This is a genomic window from Streptomyces sp. NPDC004134 (assembly GCF_042874195.1).
Taxonomy (GTDB): Bacteria; Actinomycetota; Actinomycetes; order Streptomycetales; family Streptomycetaceae; genus Streptomyces.
Genome location: NZ_JBIAMS010000018.1, coordinates 77,222 through 96,381, shown reverse-complemented (window position 1 = coordinate 96,381; position 19,160 = coordinate 77,222). Strand labels below are relative to the sequence as shown.

Genomic DNA, 19,160 nt, shown 5'->3' with positions numbered 1-19,160 from the left:
CACGGCCCCCCCCCCCCCCCCCCCCCCCCCCCCCCCCCCCCCCCCCCCCCGCCGCCGCCCCCCCCCCCGGGGGGGGGGGGGGGCCGCGCCCCACCCCCCACCCGGTCACCGCCCACCGTTCCCGTACACTCGAAAACCTGGACAGATGTCCAGCTAGTTTTCCGAGTGACGAGAAGGGCCCACGATGACCTACGTGCTGCTGATCGGTGCCATCCTCAGCGAGGTGACGGCAACCATCTCCCTCCGGCTGTCCGAGGGCTTCTCGAAGATCCTCCCGTCGATCGTCGTGGTCGTCGGCTACATCACCGCCTTCACCCTCCTCAGCCTGGTGCTCAAACGCGGCATGTCCATCGGCATCGCCTACGGCATCTGGGCCGCCGCAGGCGTCGCCCTCGTGGCGCTCATCGGCGCCGCCTTCCTCGGCGACGGCCTCACCGGCGTCCAGATCGGCGGGCTCGTCCTCGTCGCCGCGGGCGTCGTCGCGCTGGAGGCCGGCGGTGCGCACTGAGGCCGGCGCCGCCGACGGGCGCGTGCAGCGCGGGCAGGAGCGGCGGCGGCTGCTGCTGGCGGCCACGGTCCGCGTCATCGGCCGCGGCGGCGTCGCCGCCGTGACGCACCGGGCCGTCGCCGCCGAGGCGGGCGTGCCCAAGTCGGTGGCCACGTACCACTTCCCGGCCGTCGCCGACCTGCTGGCCGCGGCGCTCGGCGACAGCGTCGACGCCTACGCGGCCGCGCTGGCCGGTGCGCTGCCCGAGTCGTACGACACCGCCGATCTGGGCCGGTACCTGGCCGCGTATCTGGACGAGCACGGCGCGCGCTGCGCCGCGGAGTTCGACCTGTACCTCTACGCCGCCCGCAACCCCGAGCTGCGCCCCGTCCTGGGCCGCTGGCACCACCTGCTGGCCGAGATCGCCGGCCGGTTCACCAGCGACCCGGTCGCCATCACCGCGTTCTCGGCCGCGCTCGACGGGCTCAGCCTGCAGTCGCTGCTACGGGACGAGCCGCTGACCGCCGCCGAGATCCAGCAGGTCGTCGACCACGTCCTGCACCGCCGCTGAGCCGCTGAGCCGCGGCGGGCGACGTGAGCCCGGCGGCGGGGGGCGGGCTCAACTGCCCCGCGCCGCCCGCCACTCGTCGCCCAGCAGCGACCAGACCTCCAGGTCGCGCCGCTTGCCCGCCATCTCGAACAGGCTGCGCAGCGTGCCCTCGTGGCTCATGCCCAGCCGCCTGGCGACCGCGATGCTGGCCTTGTTCGCCGGGTCGACCAGCCACTCCACCCGGGACAGGCCGCGTACGTCAACCGCCCACTCGATCATCCGCCGCGACGCCTCCGTGACCAGCCCGCGCCCCTGCGCCTCCGGCGCCAGCCAGGCGCCCAGCTCGCAGGAGCCCTCCGCGGTGTCGAAGAGCCGGTAGATCATGCCGCCGACCAGTTCGCCGTCCAGCCGGATGGCGAACATCCGGCCCGCGTCGCGGGCCTGCTTGTCGGCGTACGCCTGGAGGAAGCGGCGGGCGCCCGCCTCGTCGGTGACGTCGTGCGCCCAGGGCAGCCACGGCTCCAGGTGCGCCCGGTTCCGGTCGGTGAACGCGGTGAGCTCCGCGGCCTGCCACGGCTCCAGCGTGGTCAGTTCCGCGCCTTCGGCCAGGGGTGTACTCAGCATCGGTGCGGCTCATTTCTCGTCACGGGGTGGGTGGCAGCGGCAGCGGAAGCCCGGGCAGCCCGTCGATGCTGGCCGCGATGTGCTCCTTCTTGCGGAAGTACGCGTCCAGCCCGGCGTCGTCCTCCCGCGCGAAGCGCCGGCCGTGCAGGTCGCGGTCGGCTTCGTAGGTCATGAAAGGCACAGCGTAGCCGCAGGTGTCGCGAATCAGTTCGGCGGTCACGACGACGACCGCCCGCAGCCCGTGCTGGGACGGGTCGATATCGGGGAAGTGCCCGAGCAGGGCGGGGAAGCGGGGGTCGTCGCGGAAGACGGGCTCACCGCTGCCGTGCACCCGCACGATGTTCGGCGGGCCCTCGAAGGCGCACCACATCAGCGTGATCCTGCCGTTCTCCCGCAGGTGTGCGATGGTCTCGGCGTTGCTGCCGGCGAAGTCGAGGTAGGCCACGGTGTGCTCGTCGAGGACGGCGAACGACCCCGTCAGCCCCTTCGGTGAGAGGTTCACGGTGCCGTCCGCCGCCAGTGGCGCGGTCGCCGTGAAGAACATGTGCTGCGCCTCGATGAAGGCGCGCAGCCGGCCGTCGATCCGTTCGTATGTTTTCCCCATGCGCCGAGTGTGCGGCGCGACACGGTCCCGGCGCACGGGTTTCGCAGCGCGAGATCGCGTACCGCGCCCCGCGGTGGCGCCGTGCCACCGCGGGCGCGCCGTCACAGCCGGGCGATCACGGTACGGGTGAACTCCTCCGTGCTCGCCGAGCCCCCCAGGTCCGGGGTGCGGACGTCGGTGGCGGCGAGCGTCGCGGCGATGGCGTCGACGACCTCCGCGCCGGCCCGCTCGTGGCCCAAGTGGTCGAGCATCAGCGCCGCCGACCAGATGGCGCCGATCGGATCGGCGATCCCGCGGCCCGCGATGTCCGGCGCGGAGCCGTGCACCGGCTCGAACATCGAGGGGTACGTGCCCTCGGGGTTGAGGTTCGCCGAAGGCGCGATCCCGATGGAGCCGGCGACGGCGGCCGTGAGGTCGCTGAGGATGTCGCCGAAGAGGTTGGAGGCGACGATCACGTCGAACCGCCCGGGGTCGAGGACGACCTTGGCGCACAGCGCGTCGATGTGTTCCTGGTCCCACGCCACCTTCGGGTGCTCCGCGGCCCGTTCGCGTACCAGCTCGTCCCAGAACGGCATGGTGTGCACGATGCCGTTGGACTTGGTCGCGGAGGTGAGCCGGCCGGTGCGGCGGCCGGCGAGGCCGAAGGCGTAGTCGAGGACGCGGGTGACGCCGGCCCGGGTGAAGACCGCCTCCTGTACGGCCATCTCCTCCGGGAAGCCGCGGTGCAGCCGGCCGCCGATCTCGCTGTACTCGCCCTCGGTGTTCTCGCGCACCACGACCAGGTCGACGTCGCCGGGGCCCGCGGCCCGCAGTGGGCTCTCCATGCCCTCGAAGACCCGCACGGGCCGGAGGTTCACGTACTGCCGGAAGGCCCGGCGGATGGGGATGAGCAGTCCCCACAGCGAGATGTGGTCCGGTACGCCCGGCGCGCCCACCGCGCCCAGGAACACCGCGTCGTACGCGCGCAGCGTCTCGATGCCGTCCTCCGGCATCATCGCGCCCTCGCGCTGGTAGCGGGCGCAGGACCAGTCGAGATGGGTGTACGCGAACTCCACCCCGTGCCGCCGTCCGACGGCGTCCAGCACCTCCAGTGCGGCGGGCGTGACCTCCTGCCCGATGCCGTCCCCGGGGATGACCGCGATCCGATGTGTTGTCATGACCCCTTCCCCTCAGCCGAGTTGTGCCCCACCTTACGGAGCAGTCCTGAATGTAAGCCAGGCCGCACGGTTATCCGGAGGGGACGATGAAGTCCGACGCAACGGCGCCACGTGCCAAGACCGACGTCGAGCAGGCACTGCTCGGCCATGCGACGTACCGAAGCCTCGGCGAGCAGAAACTCTCGCCGCAGGAGGAGAAGTTCGAACGGGGGCGGCGGACCACCGGGTTCTGGCTGGCCCCGCTGGTCGCCATCATCTTTCTCGCGCTCCCGCTGGACATGGCACCGAGCCAGCAGACGCTGGCCGGCATCCTGCTCGGCGTCATCGTGCTGTGGGTCACCGAGCCCGTGCCCATCCCGGTGGGCGGGCTCATAGGCGTCGGCGCGATCGTCGTCCTCGGCGTGGTGCCGCCTGACGACGCGCTGGCGCCCTTCGGCTCCTCCACGATCTTCACCTTCATCGGCGCGTTCATCCTCGCCCAGGCCATGCTCAAGCATGGAGTGGCCCGCCGGTTCGCGTTCTGGATCCTCGGGCTGCCGGGGGTCGGCCGCTCGACGTTCCGGCTGATCGCCGCCTTCGGCGTGATCACCGCATTGCTGTCGGCGTTCGTCTCCAACACCGCGACGGTGGCCATGCTGCTGCCCACCGCGCTCGGCATCCTCACCGTGATCGCCAAGATGCTCCAGGACAGGGGGCTGGTGGAGCAGGACTTCGACCCCACGCGGCTGCGTATCGGTGCCGCGCTGGTGCTCATGCTCGCCTACGGCGCCAGCGTGGGCGGCCTGCTCACCCCGGTCGGCAGCCCGCCGAACCTCATCGGCCGCGGCCTCATCGAGGAGGCCACCGGCGAGAAGATCTCCTTCGCGGAGTGGACGGCCACCGCGCTGCCGCTCTGCGCCGGTATGTTCGTGATTCTCGTCGCCGTCCTGCTGCTGCTCAACAAGCCGGAGATCCGGCGGATCGAGGGCGTGGAGGAGTACGTGCGCGAACAGCGCGCCGCGCTCGGCAAGTTCTCGCGCGCGGAGTGGAACACGCTGATCGCCTTCGGCATCACCGTGTCGCTGTGGATCACCCCGGGCATCGTCGCGCTCGCCGTGGGCACTGAGGCGTCCGCGTACACCACCGTCAGCGACCGGCTCGACGAGGGCATCGTGGCCGTGCTCGGCGCCGCGCTGCTCTTCATCCTGCCGACGGACTGGGCGCGCCGCGAGGCCACCCTCAACTGGAGCGACGCGGCCCGCATCGACTGGGGCACGATCCTGCTCTTCGGCACCGGCATCATCTTCGGCTCGCTGCTCGCCGACACCGGACTGGCCGAGACCATCGGCAACGAGTCCAACGACCTGCTCGGCTTCTCCAGCGTCTTCACGATCACGATCTTCGCGGCCGTGCTGGCGGTGATCGTCTCGGAGACGACGAGCAACACGGCCTCCGCGGCGGTGGTGGTGCCGATCATCATCCCGATCGCGATGGCCGCAGAGGTCGATCCGTTCGTCCCGGCGCTGGCCGCGACCTTCGCCGCGTCCTTCGGCTTCATGCTGCCGGTCTCGACGCCGCAGAACGCCATCGCCTACGGCTCCGGTGTCGTGCCGATCACCACCATGATCCGCTCCGGGGCGGGCTTCGACGTCCTCGGCGTCATCCTGATCATCCTGGGGCTGCCGCTGATGGTCGCGGTCACCGGCATCGGCTAGCGGGTTCCCCGGGCCCCTACCGCCCGGCCGGGGCGCGCCGCTCCGGCCGGGCGGCCCGCCGTGCGCGCGGCGTTTTGACGAACCATACGGACTGCTGCATACTTATTCTGGTCAGCGTATGCATCCTAAGGAGACTCCCGTGACCGAGCGCGTCGTACTCGCCTACTCGGGCGGCCTGGACACCTCCGTCGCCATCGGCTGGATCGCCGCGGAGACGGGTGCCGAGGTCATCGCCGTCGCCGTGGACGTCGGCCAGGGCGGCGAGGACCTCGACGTGATCCGCAAGCGGGCGCTGGCCTGCGGCGCCGTGGAGGCCGAGGTCGCCGACGCCAAGGACGAGTTCGCCGACGAGTACTGCCTCCCGGCGATCAAGGCCAACGCGCTGTACATGGACCGCTACCCGCTGGTCTCCGCGCTCTCCCGGCCCACCATCGTCAAGCACCTCGTCGCCGCCGCCCAGAAGCACGGTGCCGGCACCGTCGCCCACGGCTGCACCGGCAAGGGCAACGACCAGGTCCGCTTCGAGGCCGGCATCTCCTCCCTGGCCCCCGGCCTGAAGTGCATCGCCCCGGTCCGGGACTACGCCATGACCCGGGACAAGGCCATCGCCTTCTGCGAGGAGAAGGGCCTGCCCATCGCGACCACCAAGAAGTCGCCGTACTCCATCGACCAGAACGTCTTCGGCCGGGCCGTCGAGACCGGCTTCCTGGAGGACATCTGGAACGCCCCGATCGAGGACGTCTACGAGTACACCCAGAACCCCGCCGCGGCCCGCGAGGCCGACGAGGTCGTCGTCACCTTCGAGCGCGGCGTGCCCGTGGCGCTCGACGGCCGCCCCGTCACCGTGCTGCAGGCCATCCAGCAGCTCAACGAGCGGGCCGGGGCGCACGGCGTGGGCCGGATCGACATGGTCGAGGACCGGCTCGTGGGCATCAAGTCCCGGGAGGTCTACGAGGCGCCCGGCGCCATCGCGCTGATCACCGCCCACCAGGAGCTGGAGAACGTCACCGTCGAGCGGGAGCTGGCGCGCTACAAGCGGCAGGTCGAGCAGCGCTGGGGCGAGCTGGTCTACGACGGCCTGTGGTTCTCGCCGCTCAAGCGGGCCCTGGACGGATTCATCCAGGAGGCGAACGAGCACGTCACCGGCGAGATCCGGATGACGCTGCACGGCGGCAGGGCCGTCGTCACCGGCCGGCGCTCGCCCGCCTCGCTCTACGACTTCAACCTCGCGACGTACGACACGGGCGACACCTTCGACCAGTCGATGTCCAAGGGCTTCATCGAGATCTTCGGCCTCTCCTCGAAGATCGCGGCCGGGCGGGACCTCGCCCAGTGAGCGACGGCACCGAGGGCACGGCACCGCAGGACGTGAAGCTCTGGGGCGGCCGGTTCGCCGACGGCCCCGCCGCGGCGCTGGAGCGGCTGTCCGCGTCCGTCCACTTCGACATGCGGCTCGCCCCGTACGACATCGCCGGCTCCCGCGCACACGCGCGGGTGCTGGCCGGGGCCGGGCTGCTGACGGCGGACGAGCTGAACCGGATGCTCGCCGGGCTCGACCACCTGGAAACGGACGTCGCGACCGGCGTGTTCACCGCCACCATCGCCGACGAGGACGTGCACACCGCGCTCGAACGCGGCCTGCTGGAGCGGCTCGGCCCCGAGCTCGGCGGCAAGCTGCGCGCCGGCCGGTCCCGCAACGACCAGGTCGCCACCCTCTTCCGGATGTACCTGCGTGACCACGCCCGCACCCTCGGCGGCCTCCTCGCCGAGCTGCAGGAGGCCCTCGTCGGCCTCGCCGAGGCGCACCCGGACGTCGCCATGCCGGGCCGCACGCACCTCCAGCACGCGCAGCCCGTGCTCTTCGCCCACCACGTGCTCGCGCACGCCCAGGCGCTCTCCCGGGACGCCGAGCGGCTGCGGCAGTGGGACGAGCGCACGGCCGTCTCGCCGTACGGGTCCGGGGCGCTCGCGGGCTCCTCGCTGGGTCTGGACCCCGAGGCCGTCGCCGCCGAGCTGGGCTTCGAGCGCGGCTCGTCCGGCAACTCCATCGACGGCACGGCCGCGCGGGACTTCGCCGCGGAGTTCGCGTTCGTCACCGCGATGATCGGCGTCGACGTCTCCCGCATCGCGGAAGAGGTCATCCTGTGGGCCACGAAGGAGTTCTCCTTCGTCACCCTGCACGACTCCTTCTCGACCGGCAGCTCGATCATGCCGCAGAAGAAGAACCCGGACATCGCCGAGCTGGCGCGGGGCAAGGCGGGCCGGCTGATCGGCAACCTCACCGGGCTGATGGCCACGCTGAAGGCCCTCCCGCTCGCGTACAACCGCGATCTGCAGGAGGACAAGGAGCCGGTCTTCGACTCGATCGACACCCTCGAGGTCCTGCTGCCCGCGTTCACCGGCATGATGGCCACGCTCACGGTCAACCGGGAGCGGCTGGAGGAGCTGGCCCCGGCCGGCTTCTCGCTGGCCACGGACATCGCCGAGTGGCTGGTCAAGCAGGGCGTGCCGTTCCGCGTCGCACACGAGAGCGCGGGGGAGTGCGTCAAGGTCTGCGAGGCCGAGGGCATCGAGCTGGACCAGCTCACGGACGAGCAGTTCGCGAAGGTCTCCCCGCATCTGACGCCCGAGGTACGGACCGTGCTCACCGTCCCCGGCGCGCTCGCCGCGCGCGACGCCCGCGGCGGCACCGCTCCGGCCGCGGTCGCGGTGCAGCTCGCGGAGGTCAAGGAGGACGTGGCGGCGCAGGTGAGCTGGGCGGCGGCGACGCGGCAGGCGGGCCCCGCGGCGTAGCACGGCGGAGGCGGCGGTGTGGCGGCGCGGCACAAAGCCGTGTCGGGCGCTGCCGGGGGCGGGGCCCGTCTTCTACGGTGGACGGGCCTGACAGCCGCACCGAGGACGTAGGAGCCCGCGATGGCGTTCGACCGACTGACCGAAGTGACGACGCCCGCCGCCCACATCGGCTTCGGGCTCGCCGCCGTGGGCCGCCCCGCGTACCTCACGACGGGGCGTGCCGACGACCTCCCCGCGGGGCGGGGCGTCGAGGAGATGCGCGCCCGCACCCACGAGTTGCTGGACGCCGCCTACGCCCAGGGCGTGCGGTACTTCGACGCGGCCCGCTCCTACGGCCGGGCCGAGGAGTTCCTCGCCGACTGGCTGAAGCAGCACCCGGACGCCCGGGACGCGGTCGTCGGCAGCAAGTGGGGTTACGCGTACGTCGGCGACTGGCGTGCGGACGCCGAGGTGCACGAGGTCAAGGACCACGGCGTCGACGCCTACGACCGGCAGCGCGAGGAGTCCGCGGAACTCCTCGGCGACCGCCTCGACCTCTACCAGATCCACTCCCTCACCCCCGACAGCCCGGCGCTCACCGACACCGACCTGCACCGCCGCCTGGCCGCCCTGGTCGCGAACGGCGTCACGGTCGGCTTCTCCACCAGCGGCCCCGAGCAGGCCGCGGCGGTACGGGCCGCGCTGGAGGTCACCGTCGAGGGCGAGCGGCTCTTCGACACCGTGCAGAGCACGTACAACGTGCTGGAGCCGGCGGTCGGCGAGGCGCTGGCCGAGGCGCACGACGCCGGGCTGACGGTGATCGTCAAGGAGGGCCTGGCCAACGGCCGGCTGGCCGGCGCCGGCGCGCCCGCGGAACTGCGCGCCGTCGCCGCCGAGTGCGGCGCGGAGCCCGACGCCGTGGCGCTCGCCGCCGTGCTGCGGCAGCCGTGGGCCGGCGTCGTCCTCTCCGGCGCCGCCACCGCCGCGCAACTGCACTCCAACCTCGCCGCCGCGGCGGTCGACCTCGACCCCGCGCAGTACGACCGCCTCGCGGCCCTGGCCGAGCCCGCCGCCGACTACTGGCAGCGCCGCGCGGCCACCCCCTGGTCGTAGGCGCCGCGATCGCCGCGGCCCGTCCGACGGGCCCCGCGCGCGGCGGGCTTTAAGGGGATTTTCGCCTCCCGGTGATGACATGCGGTAACGCAGTCGTCTGACGGAGGAGACCCCGATGTCCCGTCGTATACGCAGGCTCTCGGTCGCCGGTGCCGCCGTGTTCGCCGTGGCCGGCCTGGCCACCGGCGCGTCCGCCGCGCTCGACCGCGGCGACGACAAGCCCGAGGTCCGGCTGGTGGTCAACGAGGACCGCGAGCGGACCGGCGCCCGGAGCGCGGCCCACGAGGACTGCCCGGACAAGGGCGGTTCCGGGGCGCCCTCGGGCGCCGCCCGGAACGCGGGCGACCTGTGACCACCACCACCCCCGCAGGACCGGGGCCCGCCGCGCCGGGCCCCGGGACGGCGCTTCTGGAACAGGCGCTCTTCGAGGTCAAGCGGGTGATCGTCGGCCAGGACCGGATGGTCGAGCGGCTGCTGACCGCCGTGCTGGCCCGCGGGCACTGCCTGCTCCAGGGTGTGCCGGGCGTCGCCAAGACGCTGGCGGCGGCCACTTTGGCGACGGTGTCGGGCGGTACGTTCCACCGCATCCAGTTCACCCCGGACCTGGTGCCGTCCGACATCACCGGCACCCGCATCTACCGGCCCTCCAGCGAGTCGTTCAGCGTCGAACCCGGGCCGGTCGCCGCCAACTTCGTGCTCGCCGACGAGATCAACCGGGCACCGGCCAAGGTCCAGTCCGCGCTGCTCGAAGTCATGGCCGAGCGGCAGGTCAGCATCGGCGGCCGGACCATCCCCATGCCCGAGCCGTTCCTCGTCCTGGCCACCCAGAACCCCATCGAGTCCGAGGGCGTCTACGAGTTGCCCGAGGCCCAGCGCGACCGCTTCCTGCTCAAGGTCGACGTCTCCGCGCCCACCGAGGACGAGGAGCTGGCGATCCTCTACCGGATGAGCGTCGACCCGCCCGCCGCCCGCCGGGTGCTCGCGCCGCACACCCTCGCGGCCCTCCAGCGCCGCGCCGACGAGGTGTTCGTCCACCACGCCCTCGCGCAGTACGCGGTACGCCTCGTCCTCGCCACCCGCGAACTCGCCGCCCGCGGCGACGCGGCCGGCGGCGGCCGGCTCGCGTACGGCGCGGGGCCGCGGGCCACGCTCGGCCTGGTGGCGGCGGCGCGGGCGCTGGCGCTGCTGCGCGGGCGCGAGTACGTGCTGCCCGCCGACATCGCGGCCCTCGCCCACGAGGTCATCGCCCACCGGCTGGTGCTCTCCTTCGACGCGCTCGCCGACGGCGTCACCCCCGAGTCGGTCGTCGACGAGGTGCTGGCCGCCGTGCCGCAGCCCCGGGTCACGCCGCACCAGGCGGAGGACGCGGCGGCCGGCGGCCTCGCCGAGGCCGGGAGCGCCGCGAGCGCCGGAAGCGCGGGGAGCGGCCGGAAGGCCGGGAGAGCGGCATGAGCGCGACAGGCAGAGCGCCGGGTGCCACGGCCCCGGGCGGGCCCGGCTCGCCGTCGCTGGGCGAACTCACCCCGGAACAGGCGCTCCAGCACCTGCGGCTCCTCTTCACCCGCCGCCCGGACGGCCTCCTCCAGGGCGACCACACCGCCCTCGTCCCCGGCCCCGGCGGCGAGCCGGACGAGAGCCGCCTGTACGCCCCGGGCGTGGACGACGTACGCCGCATGGACTGGAACGCCACCGCCCGTACCACCCTGCCGCACGTGCGGATGACCCTCGCGGACCGCGAACTGACCACCTGGCTCGTCCTCGACGCCAGCGCCAGCATGGACTTCGGCACCGGCCGGATGGAGAAGCGCGACCTCGCCGTCGGCGCCGCCGCGGCCGTCGCGTTCCTCACCGAACGCGCGGGCAACCGCCTGGGTGCCCAGCTCGTCCGCCCCGACGGCATCCAGCGCATCCCCGCCCGCAGCGGGCGGCGGCACCTGATGCGGGTGCTGCGCACCGCGCTCGAACGCCCGCGCGTGCCCGCGGGCCCGCCGACCCACACCCTCGCCGGGGCGGTGGCCGCGCTCCAGCGAGCGGAGCGCCGCCGCGGACTGGTCGCCGTCGTCTCGGACTTCCTCGAACCGGGCTGGGAGCAGCCGCTGCGGTCCCTGGCCCGGCGGCACCAGGTCCTGGCCGTCGACATCGCCGACCCGCGGGAGCTGGAGCTGCCGCCGGTGGGGCTGCTGACCGTCGTGGACCCGGAGTCGGGCCGGCGCCGGGAGATCCCCACGTACTCCAAGCGGCTGCGGGAACGGTACGCCGCCGCCGCGGCGGAGCAGCGCGCGGCGATCGCCCGGACCCTGCGAGCCGCGGGCGCGGCACGGCTGGAGCTGCGCACGGACCGCGACTGGGTACGGGACATCGCACGCTACGCGGCGGCACAGCGCCGGGGCACAGGCGGTGCGGCATGACCTCCGGTCCGGTTCGCGGTTCCGGGGTGGCCCGGTCGTCCCGGGCGGGGCAGGGTCCATACCCCCGCCGTCCGCCGGGTCGCGAGGACAGCAGGCATCCTGCCGGTCACCTCCGCGCCCGTCCGCCCCGGTCCCGTACCCGCGTCCGCGTATCCCGCCGCTTCCCGGGGGGCCGCGCATGAGTCTCGCCTCGCCCGGGTGGCTCGTGCTGCTCGTGCCGCTCGCCGGCCTCGTCGGCGCTTACGTCGTCATGCAGGCCCGGCGCAGCCGTTATGCCGTGCGGTTCACCAACGTCGACCTGCTCGACAAGGTCATGCCGCGCCGCCCCGGCTGGCGCCGGCACGTGCCGGCCACCGCGTTCTGCGCCATGGCCGGGCTGCTCGTCGTCGGGTTCGCCCGGCCCACCGCCGAGACCGAAGTGCCGCGCGAGCGGGCGACCATCATGGTCGCGCTGGACGTGTCCGCATCGATGCGGGCCACCGACGTGCGGCCGTCGCGGTTCACCGCCGCGCAGGACGCCGCCCAGGCGTTCGTGACCGAACTGCCCGAGCGGTTCAACGTCGGGCTCGTCACCTTCAGCGGCACCTCCTCCGTCGCGCTGCCGCCGACCACCGACCGGGAGGCCATGCGCCGCGCGCTCGGCCGGCTGGACACCCGGCAGGGCACGGCGATCGGCGAGGCGGTGTTCTCCTCCGCCGAGGCGATCCGCACGCTCGACGAACAGGCCGAGCGCGAACCGCCGCCCGCGCACGTCGTGCTGCTCTCCGACGGGCAGAACACCACGGGCCGCGGCACGCCCGCCGCCGCCGAGGAGGCGGCCGCGGCCGGGATCCCGGTGTCCACGATCGCGTACGGCACCGAGGGCGGCACGATCGACCTGGCCGGCGGACAGAGCGTGCCCGTGCCGGTCGACGGGCCCGCGCTGGAGGAACTGGCCACCGCGACCGGCGGCGCGTTCCACGAGGCCGCCTCCGGCGAGGAACTGGAGGCCGTCTACGAGGACATCGGCAGCTCCGTCGGCTACCGCACCGAGGAGCGCGAGGTCTGGCAGTGGTTCGTCGCCGCCGCGCTGATCGCCGCGCTGCTGGCCGCGGCCACGTCCCTGCTGTGGTTCTCGCGCCTACCGTGAGGAGAACGACCGTGACCCACGCCCGTCCCGGCCTCGGCGAGCCCCGCGGCCCCGCGTTCACCGCAGGCGACCGCCCCGGCGCCGCCGCCCCGCGCCCCGAGGGCGGGCCGCCGCCGGCCGGGCCCGTCCCGCCGGCGTCCCCGTACGGCGGCCGGCCGGCGCCCGTACCGGTCCCGCCCCCGGCGCCCCGCCGCGCGGCGAACCGAACCCTGGCCGTCGCCGTCGTCGCCGCAGTCCTCGCCGGCGGCGCGGCCGGGTTCGCCGCCGGCGAGATACGCGGCCCCGGGGGCGGTGAGGAGGCGGCGGCCGGCGCGCTCCCGCCGGCCGCCGCCGGCCGGAGCCCGGGCGACCTCGACAGCGTCGCCGCCCGGGTGCTGCCCAGCGTGGTGTCCGTACAGGCCGGCGAACGGCAGGGCTCCGGCTTCGTCTTCGACGGCCGCGGCCGCGTCCTCACCAACGCCCACGTCGTCGGCACCGCCACCGACGCCACCCTGGTGCTGCACAGCGGCCGCCGGGTGGACGCCGAGGTGCTGGGCCGCGACACCGGCCGGGACGTGGCGGTGCTGGAGGTGGCGGGCTCGTACGCGCCGCGCGCGCTGCCGATGGGCCGCGCCGCTGACCTGTCCGTCGCCGACTCGGTGCTGGCCATCGGCTCGCCGCTGGGCCTGTCCGGCACCGTCACCTCCGGCATCGTCAGCGCCGTCGACCGCGAGGTCTCCCTCGGCGGCGGCGCGCAGCAGCGGGCGGTGCAGACGGACGCCTCCATCAACCCCGGCAACTCCGGCGGCCCGCTGGTCGACGCCGCGGGCCGGGTCGTCGGCATCAACACCGCCATCGCCTCGCTGGGCCGGGGCAGCGGCGGCTCGATCGGCATCGGCTTCGCCGTACCCGTGGAGGACGCGGTCAGGGCGGCGGACTCGATCATCGACGGCGATTAGGTTCGTGCCATGCGGATACTCGTGGTCGAGGACGAAGAGGACCTGGTGGGCGCGCTCCGGGTCGGGCTGGTGCGCTCCGGGTACGCGGTCGACACCGCCGCCGACGTGGACGGCGCGCTGGAGAAGCTCGGGGTCAACGAGTACGACCTCGTGCTCCTCGACCTCACCCTGCCCGACGGCGACGGCCTCGCCGTCTGCCGGGAGATACGCGCGGCCCCCGGCGGGCCGCGGATCCTGATGCTCACCGCCCGCGACCGCCTCGCCGACCGGGTGCGCGGCCTCGACGCGGGCGCCGACGACTACCTCGTCAAGCCGTTCGCGCTGCCGGAGCTGCTGGCGCGGATACGGGCCCTGCTGCGCCGCGACGAGGGCGGCACGTCCGTCGTGGAGGTCGGCGAACTGCGCCTGGACACCGCCAGGTTCGAGGCGTACCGCGGCAGCCGCCCGCTGCGGCTCACCCCCAAGGAGTTCGGCGTGCTGCACTACCTGATGACCCGGCCCGGCCGCGTCGTCTCCGCGGAAGAACTCCTGGAGCACGTCTGGGACGAGAACGCCGACCCGTTCACCAACACCGTGCGCGTCACCGTCGGCTCGCTGCGCCGCAAGGTCACCGGCCAGGAGGAGCCGCTGATCGAGACCGTCATCCGGCACGGCTACCGGCTGCGGGAGGAGACGCCGTGAGGCGGCCGCGGGTGCCGCTCCCGGCGTTCGTCCACACCATCCGCTTCCGGCTCACCGTGCTCTACTCGGTGCTCGTGTTCTGCCTGACCGCGCTCGTCCTCGGCGGCGCGTACGTCGCGGTGCAGCGCAGCGGCGACGCCCAGCCGGTCAGCAAGGAGCTGCGGGCCGAGAAGCGGGTCGACGGGGTACGGGTCGGGGACATCGACGTCGTCAAGGCCGAGGACGTCGAGGCGGCCGTCAACTACGAGACGCTGGGCAACCTGCGCACCTTCTCCTTCGCCGTCCTCGGCGGCGTGGCCGTCGCCAGCCTCGGCACCGGCTGGGTGCTCTCCGGCCGGGCGCTGCGCCCCGTACGCGCCATCGCCCGCACCGCCGAGGAGATCCAGGCCGGCAGCGACCTCTCCCGCCGGATCCGGCTCGAAGGACCGCGCGACGAGCTGCGCATGGTCGCCGACACCGTCGACTCCATGCTCGACCGGCTCGACGGCGCCTTCGCCGCGCAACGCCAGCTCGTGGACGACGCCTCGCACGAGCTGCGCACCCCGCTGGCCATCATCCGGGCCAACCTCGACGCCGTGCTCTCCGTCGAGGAGTCGGAGCCGGAGGAGCGCAGGCGGGCCGTGGCCGTGGTCGACCGGGCCACGACGCGGATGACCCGGCTGGTGGAGGACCTGCTCGCCACCGCGCGGCGGTCGGCCGCCGCGTTCGCCGACGCGGACGTGGACCTGGCGGCCGTGGCGGACGAGGCGTGTGAGGAGTTCGCGCCGCTGGCGACGGAACGCGGCCTGGTGATCCGGCGCCGGCTGGACGAGGGCCTCGTGATGATCGGCGACCCGTACGCGCTCCGCCGGGCCGTCGGCAACCTGCTCTCCAACGCGGTACGCCTCGCGCCCGCCGGCACCCGCATCACGGTCGCCGCCGGCCGCGCGGAGGGCTGGCTGTGGATCGCCGTGCAGGACGCCGGCCCCGGCATCGGCGAAGGTGAGCGGGCCCGGGTCTTCGACCGGTTCTGGCGCGGCGAGGCGGGCCAGGAGGGCCGGCCCAGGGACCGGCACACGGGTCTCGGGCTGGCGATCGTGCGGCAGATCGTGGAGTCGCACGGCGGGCAGCCGCGGCTGTTCTCGCGGGTGGGCGCGGGCAGCACGTTCGTGCTGTGGCTGCCCGACGCGGGCGCGGCGGCCGGGGAGCGCCGCGCGGGCGGGCCGCCGGAGGAGCTGCCGGCTCAGATGCGCGGCGGGGAGGGCGACGGGCCGGTGGAGCTGCTGGAGAAGTAACCGCCGCGGGGAGGCGGTGCGTACCGTACGGCTCAGGCCGCCGACTTCACCTTCGTGGCGTACACGTCGACGTACTCCTGCCCGGACAGCCGCATGACCTCGCTCATGACCTCGTCGGCCACCGCCCGCAGCACGTACCGGTCGCGGTCCATGCCCTCGTAGCGGGAGAAGTCCAGCGGCTCCGCGAAGCGCACCGTGAACCGGGCGATCCGCGGCCGGCCCGCGCCGCCCGGCTGGATCTTCTCCGTGCCGACCATCGCGAACGGCACCACAGGCGCGCCGGTCATCAGCGTCAGCCGCGCCACTCCCGTACGCGCCCGGTACAGCCGGCCGTCGGGGGAGCGGGTGCCCTCCGGGTAGATGGCGAAGACCCGGCCCTCCTCCAGGATCCGGCGCCCCGTCATCAGCGCCGCGACACCGCCGCGGCCGCCGTCCCGGTCCACCGGGATCATCCCGACCGAGGTGAAGAACCAGGCCATCAGCCGGCCCTTGACGCCCTTGCCCGTGACGTACTCGTCCTTGCCGATGAAGAACACCGGCCGCTTCACGACCAGGCCGAGGAACATCGAGTCGACGAACGTGAGGTGGTTGCCCGCGAGGACGACCGGACCCGTGCCGGGAATGTGCTCGTGGCCCTCCACCCGGGGGCGGTACAGGACACGCATGAGCAAGCCGAGGAACGCCTTGATCAGAATGCGGAACAACGAAGGATCCTCCGGTCGGGATGGTGACGCCTGCGACCATACCCGCCTGACCGCGCGGTTCCCACTCCGGCTTCAACCGGCCGGGACGCAGTGTTGCCGCCGATTTCACGAGCACGCCGCCGCAAGTCTCCCGCACCCGCGCCGGTGCCGCCTAACATCGGGCCGTCTTTTGTCGAGGCGCCGTCAACGGCGCGGGTACGGCGGAGAGGTAGCTGACATGAGCGACGGCGGTACGGAGCGGCAGCGGCCCGGCAGACGGGCGGTGCTCGGCGCGGCGGCGCTGGGCAGTGCGGTGGCCGCGGTGGGCCTGCCGGGTACGGCGCGGGCCGCGGGTGGACCCGGCGGCAGCGGCGGGCCGGGGCCCGGCGGGAGGCTGCCGAACCCGGCGGTGATCGCGCACCGCGGGGCCAGCGGCTACCGGCCCGAGCACACCCTCGGCGCGTACCAGTTCGCCCTCGACATGGGCGCGGACGTCATCGAGCAGGACCTGGTGCCGACCAAGGACGGCCACCTCGTCTGCCGGCACGAGAACGAGATCGGCGGCACCACCGATGTCGCGGACCACCCCGAGTTCGCCGCCCGCAGGACCACCAAGACGGTCGACGGAGCGAAGATCGCCGGCTGGTTCACCGAGGACTTCACCCTCGCCGAGCTGAAGACGCTGCGGGCCACGGAGCGCATCCCGGACGTACGGCAGCGCAACACCCTCTACAACGGCCGCTGGGAGGTGCCCACCTTCGAAGAGGTGCTGCAGTGGGCGGAGCGGCAGCGGCGCGGCACCGGCAGGTCCGTCTGGCTGCACGTCGAGACCAAGCACCCCACCTACTTCCGCTCCCTCGGCCTGGAGCTGGAGAAGCCGCTGGCGCGGCTGGTGCGCCGCTACGGCCGCGACAAGCGCAACTCGCCCATCTTCCTCCAGTCGTTCGAGCCCACCAGCGTCGAGCGGCTCGCCGGGCTCGTCGACTCGCCGGGCGTCGTGCTGCTCGGCGGGGCGTCCTCGCGGCCGTGGGACTTCGTCGAGGCCGGGGACCCGCGCACCGTCGCCGACCTGGTCACGCCCGAAGGGCTGGCGTGGATCGCGGGCTTCGCGAAGGGTCTCGGCCCGACGCTCGACCTGATCATCCCGAAGGACTCCGGCGGCAACCTGCTGGAGCCCACCACGCTCGTCCGCGACGCGCACGACGCCGGGCTGGTGCTGCACCCGTACACGATGCGCAACGAGAACACCTTCCTGCCGGCGGACTTCAGGAAGGGCAAGGACACGACGCACTACGGCGACGCGTTCGGCGCCTTCCAGGTCTACTTCGAGACGGGCATCGACGGCATCTTCACCGACAACCCCGACACCGGGCTGCTCGCCCGGGACGCCTTCCTGGCGCAGGGCTGACCCCGGGGGGCCGCCGGGCAACCGGCGGCCCCCGTCCGCCCGTTGTCCCCGGCGGGTCCTTCCCGGCGGCGGACGGCGGGCGCGTCCCGTGTCCCGTACCCGGACATCTCAGGCGAGTTGGCAATATCACAGGGATGCCGGGGCCTCGTCCGTAGCCACGGCACGACCGCGCCGCGCAGAATGCTCACGGCGGAGGTTGCGCCGGGTGAAGTGCGGGGAAACACGCGGTAGGCCGCAGGTTTTGCGGCCTGTCTACGGGTGCACAGAGGAGGCGGGCGCGGCATGGGCAAGAGTGTGACGATTACGCCGGCGACGAACGACGACGCCGAGCAAGTCCTGAAACTCCAGTACCTCTGCTACCAGGCCGAGGCCGCGCTGTACGGGGACTACCGCATACCGCCGCTCACCGAGACCCTCGACGAGCTGCGCGCCGAGTTCGAGCGCGGCGCCGCCGTCGTCGCCCGCCTCGGCGACGAGGTGGTCGGCGCCGTCCGCGGCACGGTCGAGGTCGACGGCACCGCCGTCATCGGGCGGCTCATCGTGCACCCCCGGATGCAGGGCCACGGCCTCGGTGCCCGGCTGCTGCTCGCCATGGAGGTCCGGCTCGCCGAGGGCGGCGTGCCCGTCGCCCGCTTCCAGCTCTTCACCGGGCACCGCAACGAGGCGAACCTGCGGCTGTACCGGCGGCTCGGCTACGAGCCGGTGGGCACGGAGAAGGTCAGCCCGCGGCTGAGCCTGGTCACTCTGGAGAAGGCTCCGCAGGGCGCGCCGGCGACGACTGCTTCCTCAGCCACCACAGCCCGATGACCGGCAGGATCACGGGCAGGAAGAGGTAGCCGCGGCCGTAGTCGGACCACACGGTCTGGTCCGGGAACTCGGACGGCTGCACCTCCGTCCAGGTGCCGATCGCCAGCACGCCGATCAGCTCGGCGGTGATGCACACCAGCGCGAGCCGCCGCGCCGTCTCACCGCCGCGCGCGAGGGCGACGGTGATGAAGACGTAGACGACGGCGGCCAGCGCGGAGAGCACGTACGCGAGCGGCGCCTCGTCGAACTGCGTGCTGAGCTGGTAGATCGCCCGCGAGGTGGCGCCGACCGCGAAGACCCCGTACAGCGCGAGGATCAGCCGCCCCGGCCCGCTCGACAGCCCGGCGTGCCCGCTCTCGCGCGGCTCCCCGGCCGCCTGCCGCCGCTCAGCCACCGGAGCCCGCCCAGATGTCGTGCAGCCGCACCTGGAGCACGGCCAGGACGAAACCCCCGACGGCCACCGTCGCCGAGCCCCAGCGGCTGCGCTCCGACAGCGACAGCAGGCCGGTGGCGGGGACGGCGAAGCCCGCGGCGAGCAGATAGGAAACGAACACGGCCGTGCCCTCGTCCGCCTTCTCGCCGCGGCCGAGTTGCACCAGGCCGACGACGACCTGGGCCAGCGCGAGGACCGTCACCGCGGCCATGCCGGCGAAGTGCCAGTCCTTCGTGGGCTCATCCTTGACCGCGGCGTACCCGCACCAGGCCGCGAGGGCGAGCGCGGCAACCGCGACCGCGATCGTCAAGGGGAGGAACATGACTCGACCTTACTGCGTCGTCCCGGGCCCGCAGAGCCGGGTCCCGGCACGGTCCTTACGCTTCCGGCCACGCGCC

General features: G+C 73.6%; 21 protein-coding genes. 15 read left to right on the top strand and 6 right to left on the bottom strand.

Features of this window, described 5'->3' with window-relative positions; genetic code table 11:
- Positions 1-184 precede the first annotated feature (184 nt).
- Together ACFYVJ_RS22505 and ACFYVJ_RS22500 are read left to right on the top strand one after the other, a co-directional pair.
- Complete coding sequence (locus ACFYVJ_RS22505) at positions 185-508, top strand: DMT family transporter (RefSeq protein WP_388894092.1); 324 nt, start codon at positions 185-187, stop codon at positions 506-508.
- Complete coding sequence (locus ACFYVJ_RS22500; protein WP_388894088.1) at positions 498-1,058, top strand: TetR/AcrR family transcriptional regulator; 561 nt, start codon at positions 498-500, stop codon at positions 1,056-1,058. The genes ACFYVJ_RS22505 and ACFYVJ_RS22500 overlap by 11 nt, the downstream gene beginning before the upstream one ends.
- Positions 1,059-1,106: 48 nt before the next feature.
- Here ACFYVJ_RS22500 and ACFYVJ_RS22495 read toward each other — a convergent pair whose 3' ends face one another.
- The 3 genes from ACFYVJ_RS22495 to ACFYVJ_RS22485 form a co-directional block, all read right to left on the bottom strand.
- Positions 1,107-1,661 carry a GNAT family N-acetyltransferase gene (locus tag ACFYVJ_RS22495; protein WP_388894085.1) on the bottom strand — a complete coding sequence of 185 codons (555 nt, stop codon included), beginning with the start codon at positions 1,659-1,661 and terminating at the stop codon, positions 1,107-1,109.
- A gap of 19 nt (positions 1,662-1,680) precedes the next feature.
- On the bottom strand, positions 1,681-2,265 hold the full coding sequence (locus ACFYVJ_RS22490) for a pyridoxamine 5'-phosphate oxidase family protein (protein WP_388894082.1): 585 nt from the start codon (positions 2,263-2,265) through the stop codon (positions 1,681-1,683).
- A 101-nt stretch (positions 2,266-2,366) separates the two neighbouring features.
- Positions 2,367-3,422 carry a tartrate dehydrogenase gene (locus ACFYVJ_RS22485; RefSeq protein ID WP_388894079.1) on the bottom strand — a complete coding sequence of 352 codons (1,056 nt, stop codon included), beginning with the start codon at positions 3,420-3,422 and terminating at the stop codon, positions 2,367-2,369.
- Positions 3,423-3,508: 86 nt separating this feature from the next.
- On the opposite strand from ACFYVJ_RS22485, the gene ACFYVJ_RS22480 reads away from it, so the two are divergent.
- The 11 genes from ACFYVJ_RS22480 (at position 3,509) to ACFYVJ_RS22430 (ending at position 15,431) form a co-directional block, all read left to right on the top strand.
- Positions 3,509-5,116 carry an SLC13 family permease gene (locus tag ACFYVJ_RS22480; protein ID WP_388894076.1) on the top strand — a complete coding sequence of 536 codons (1,608 nt, stop codon included), beginning with the start codon at positions 3,509-3,511 and terminating at the stop codon, positions 5,114-5,116.
- Positions 5,117-5,255: 139 nt separating this feature from the next.
- Complete coding sequence (locus ACFYVJ_RS22475; protein ID WP_388894073.1) at positions 5,256-6,452, top strand: argininosuccinate synthase; 1,197 nt, start codon at positions 5,256-5,258, stop codon at positions 6,450-6,452.
- Positions 6,449-7,909 carry an argininosuccinate lyase gene (argH, locus tag ACFYVJ_RS22470; protein ID WP_388894070.1) on the top strand — a complete coding sequence of 487 codons (1,461 nt, stop codon included), beginning with the start codon at positions 6,449-6,451 and terminating at the stop codon, positions 7,907-7,909. The genes ACFYVJ_RS22475 and argH overlap by 4 nt, the downstream gene beginning before the upstream one ends.
- A gap of 120 nt (positions 7,910-8,029) precedes the next feature.
- Positions 8,030-9,001, top strand: a complete 972-nt coding sequence (locus ACFYVJ_RS22465) for an aldo/keto reductase (RefSeq protein WP_388894067.1) — start codon at positions 8,030-8,032, stop codon at positions 8,999-9,001.
- 115 nt (positions 9,002-9,116) lie between these two features.
- On the top strand, positions 9,117-9,353 hold the full coding sequence (locus ACFYVJ_RS22460) for a hypothetical protein (RefSeq protein WP_388894064.1): 237 nt from the start codon (positions 9,117-9,119) through the stop codon (positions 9,351-9,353).
- Positions 9,350-10,453 carry an AAA family ATPase gene (locus ACFYVJ_RS22455; RefSeq protein WP_388894061.1) on the top strand — a complete coding sequence of 368 codons (1,104 nt, stop codon included), beginning with the start codon at positions 9,350-9,352 and terminating at the stop codon, positions 10,451-10,453. The genes ACFYVJ_RS22460 and ACFYVJ_RS22455 overlap by 4 nt, the downstream gene beginning before the upstream one ends.
- Positions 10,450-11,409, top strand: a complete 960-nt coding sequence (locus ACFYVJ_RS22450; protein ID WP_388894058.1) for a DUF58 domain-containing protein — start codon at positions 10,450-10,452, stop codon at positions 11,407-11,409. Before ACFYVJ_RS22455 ends, ACFYVJ_RS22450 begins: the two co-directional genes overlap by 4 nt.
- Before the next feature lie 178 nt (positions 11,410-11,587).
- Positions 11,588-12,538 carry a VWA domain-containing protein gene (locus tag ACFYVJ_RS22445; RefSeq protein WP_388894055.1) on the top strand — a complete coding sequence of 317 codons (951 nt, stop codon included), beginning with the start codon at positions 11,588-11,590 and terminating at the stop codon, positions 12,536-12,538.
- Between the two features lie 11 nt (positions 12,539-12,549).
- Positions 12,550-13,476, top strand: coding sequence for a S1C family serine protease (locus tag ACFYVJ_RS22440; protein ID WP_388894052.1), 927 nt, complete (start codon positions 12,550-12,552; stop codon positions 13,474-13,476).
- 9 nt (positions 13,477-13,485) lie between these two features.
- Positions 13,486-14,157, top strand: a complete 672-nt coding sequence (locus ACFYVJ_RS22435) for a response regulator transcription factor (RefSeq protein WP_199850563.1) — start codon at positions 13,486-13,488, stop codon at positions 14,155-14,157.
- Positions 14,154-15,431 (top strand): sensor histidine kinase, encoded by a 1,278-nt coding sequence (locus ACFYVJ_RS22430; RefSeq protein WP_388894048.1) that lies wholly within the window; start codon positions 14,154-14,156, stop codon positions 15,429-15,431. Before ACFYVJ_RS22435 ends, ACFYVJ_RS22430 begins: the two co-directional genes overlap by 4 nt.
- Before the next feature lie 32 nt (positions 15,432-15,463).
- Here the strand turns inward: ACFYVJ_RS22430 and ACFYVJ_RS22425 are convergent, their stop codons facing one another.
- Positions 15,464-16,135 carry a 1-acyl-sn-glycerol-3-phosphate acyltransferase gene (locus tag ACFYVJ_RS22425; protein ID WP_101425485.1) on the bottom strand — a complete coding sequence of 224 codons (672 nt, stop codon included), beginning with the start codon at positions 16,133-16,135 and terminating at the stop codon, positions 15,464-15,466.
- A gap of 217 nt (positions 16,136-16,352) precedes the next feature.
- Here ACFYVJ_RS22425 and ACFYVJ_RS22420 point away from each other — a divergent pair, with 217 nt between their 5' ends.
- Positions 16,353-17,522, top strand: a complete 1,170-nt coding sequence (locus ACFYVJ_RS22420; RefSeq protein WP_388894044.1) for a glycerophosphodiester phosphodiesterase — start codon at positions 16,353-16,355, stop codon at positions 17,520-17,522.
- A 282-nt stretch (positions 17,523-17,804) separates the two neighbouring features.
- A complete protein-coding gene (locus tag ACFYVJ_RS22415) occupies positions 17,805-18,329 on the top strand; it encodes a GNAT family N-acetyltransferase (RefSeq protein ID WP_388894042.1) in 525 nt (174 codons plus the stop codon).
- Here the strand turns inward: ACFYVJ_RS22415 and ACFYVJ_RS22410 are convergent.
- Complete coding sequence (locus ACFYVJ_RS22410; protein ID WP_388894039.1) at positions 18,262-18,723, bottom strand: hypothetical protein; 462 nt, start codon at positions 18,721-18,723, stop codon at positions 18,262-18,264. The two genes, ACFYVJ_RS22415 and ACFYVJ_RS22410, sit on opposite strands and share 68 nt — an antisense overlap.
- Positions 18,716-19,084: a hypothetical protein gene (locus ACFYVJ_RS22405; RefSeq protein ID WP_388894036.1), complete on the bottom strand. Its 369-nt coding sequence runs from the start codon at positions 19,082-19,084 to the stop codon at positions 18,716-18,718. The genes ACFYVJ_RS22410 and ACFYVJ_RS22405 overlap by 8 nt, the downstream gene beginning before the upstream one ends.
- Positions 19,085-19,160: the final 76 nt, after the last annotated feature.

Excerpts from the sequence above, each read along its gene's own strand:
- ACFYVJ_RS22485 (WP_388894079.1), bottom strand. The coding sequence starts at position 3,422 with ATGACAACACATCGGATCGCGGTCATCCCCGGGGACGGCATCGGGCAG.
- ACFYVJ_RS22480 (WP_388894076.1), top strand. The coding sequence starts at position 3,509 with ATGAAGTCCGACGCAACGGCGCCACGTGCCAAGACCGACGTCGAGCAG.
- ACFYVJ_RS22505 (WP_388894092.1), top strand. The coding sequence starts at position 185 with ATGACCTACGTGCTGCTGATCGGTGCCATCCTCAGCGAGGTGACGGCA.
- ACFYVJ_RS22490 (WP_388894082.1), bottom strand. The coding sequence starts at position 2,265 with ATGGGGAAAACATACGAACGGATCGACGGCCGGCTGCGCGCCTTCATC.
- ACFYVJ_RS22405 (WP_388894036.1), bottom strand. The coding sequence starts at position 19,084 with ATGTTCCTCCCCTTGACGATCGCGGTCGCGGTTGCCGCGCTCGCCCTC.
- ACFYVJ_RS22460 (WP_388894064.1), top strand. The coding sequence starts at position 9,117 with ATGTCCCGTCGTATACGCAGGCTCTCGGTCGCCGGTGCCGCCGTGTTC.
- ACFYVJ_RS22465 (WP_388894067.1), top strand. The coding sequence starts at position 8,030 with ATGGCGTTCGACCGACTGACCGAAGTGACGACGCCCGCCGCCCACATC.
- ACFYVJ_RS22495 (WP_388894085.1), bottom strand. The coding sequence starts at position 1,661 with ATGCTGAGTACACCCCTGGCCGAAGGCGCGGAACTGACCACGCTGGAG.
- ACFYVJ_RS22420 (WP_388894044.1), top strand. The coding sequence starts at position 16,353 with ATGAGCGACGGCGGTACGGAGCGGCAGCGGCCCGGCAGACGGGCGGTG.
- ACFYVJ_RS22435 (WP_199850563.1), top strand. The coding sequence starts at position 13,486 with ATGCGGATACTCGTGGTCGAGGACGAAGAGGACCTGGTGGGCGCGCTC.
- ACFYVJ_RS22450 (WP_388894058.1), top strand. The coding sequence starts at position 10,450 with ATGAGCGCGACAGGCAGAGCGCCGGGTGCCACGGCCCCGGGCGGGCCC.
- ACFYVJ_RS22445 (WP_388894055.1), top strand. The coding sequence starts at position 11,588 with ATGAGTCTCGCCTCGCCCGGGTGGCTCGTGCTGCTCGTGCCGCTCGCC.
- ACFYVJ_RS22415 (WP_388894042.1), top strand. The coding sequence starts at position 17,805 with ATGGGCAAGAGTGTGACGATTACGCCGGCGACGAACGACGACGCCGAG.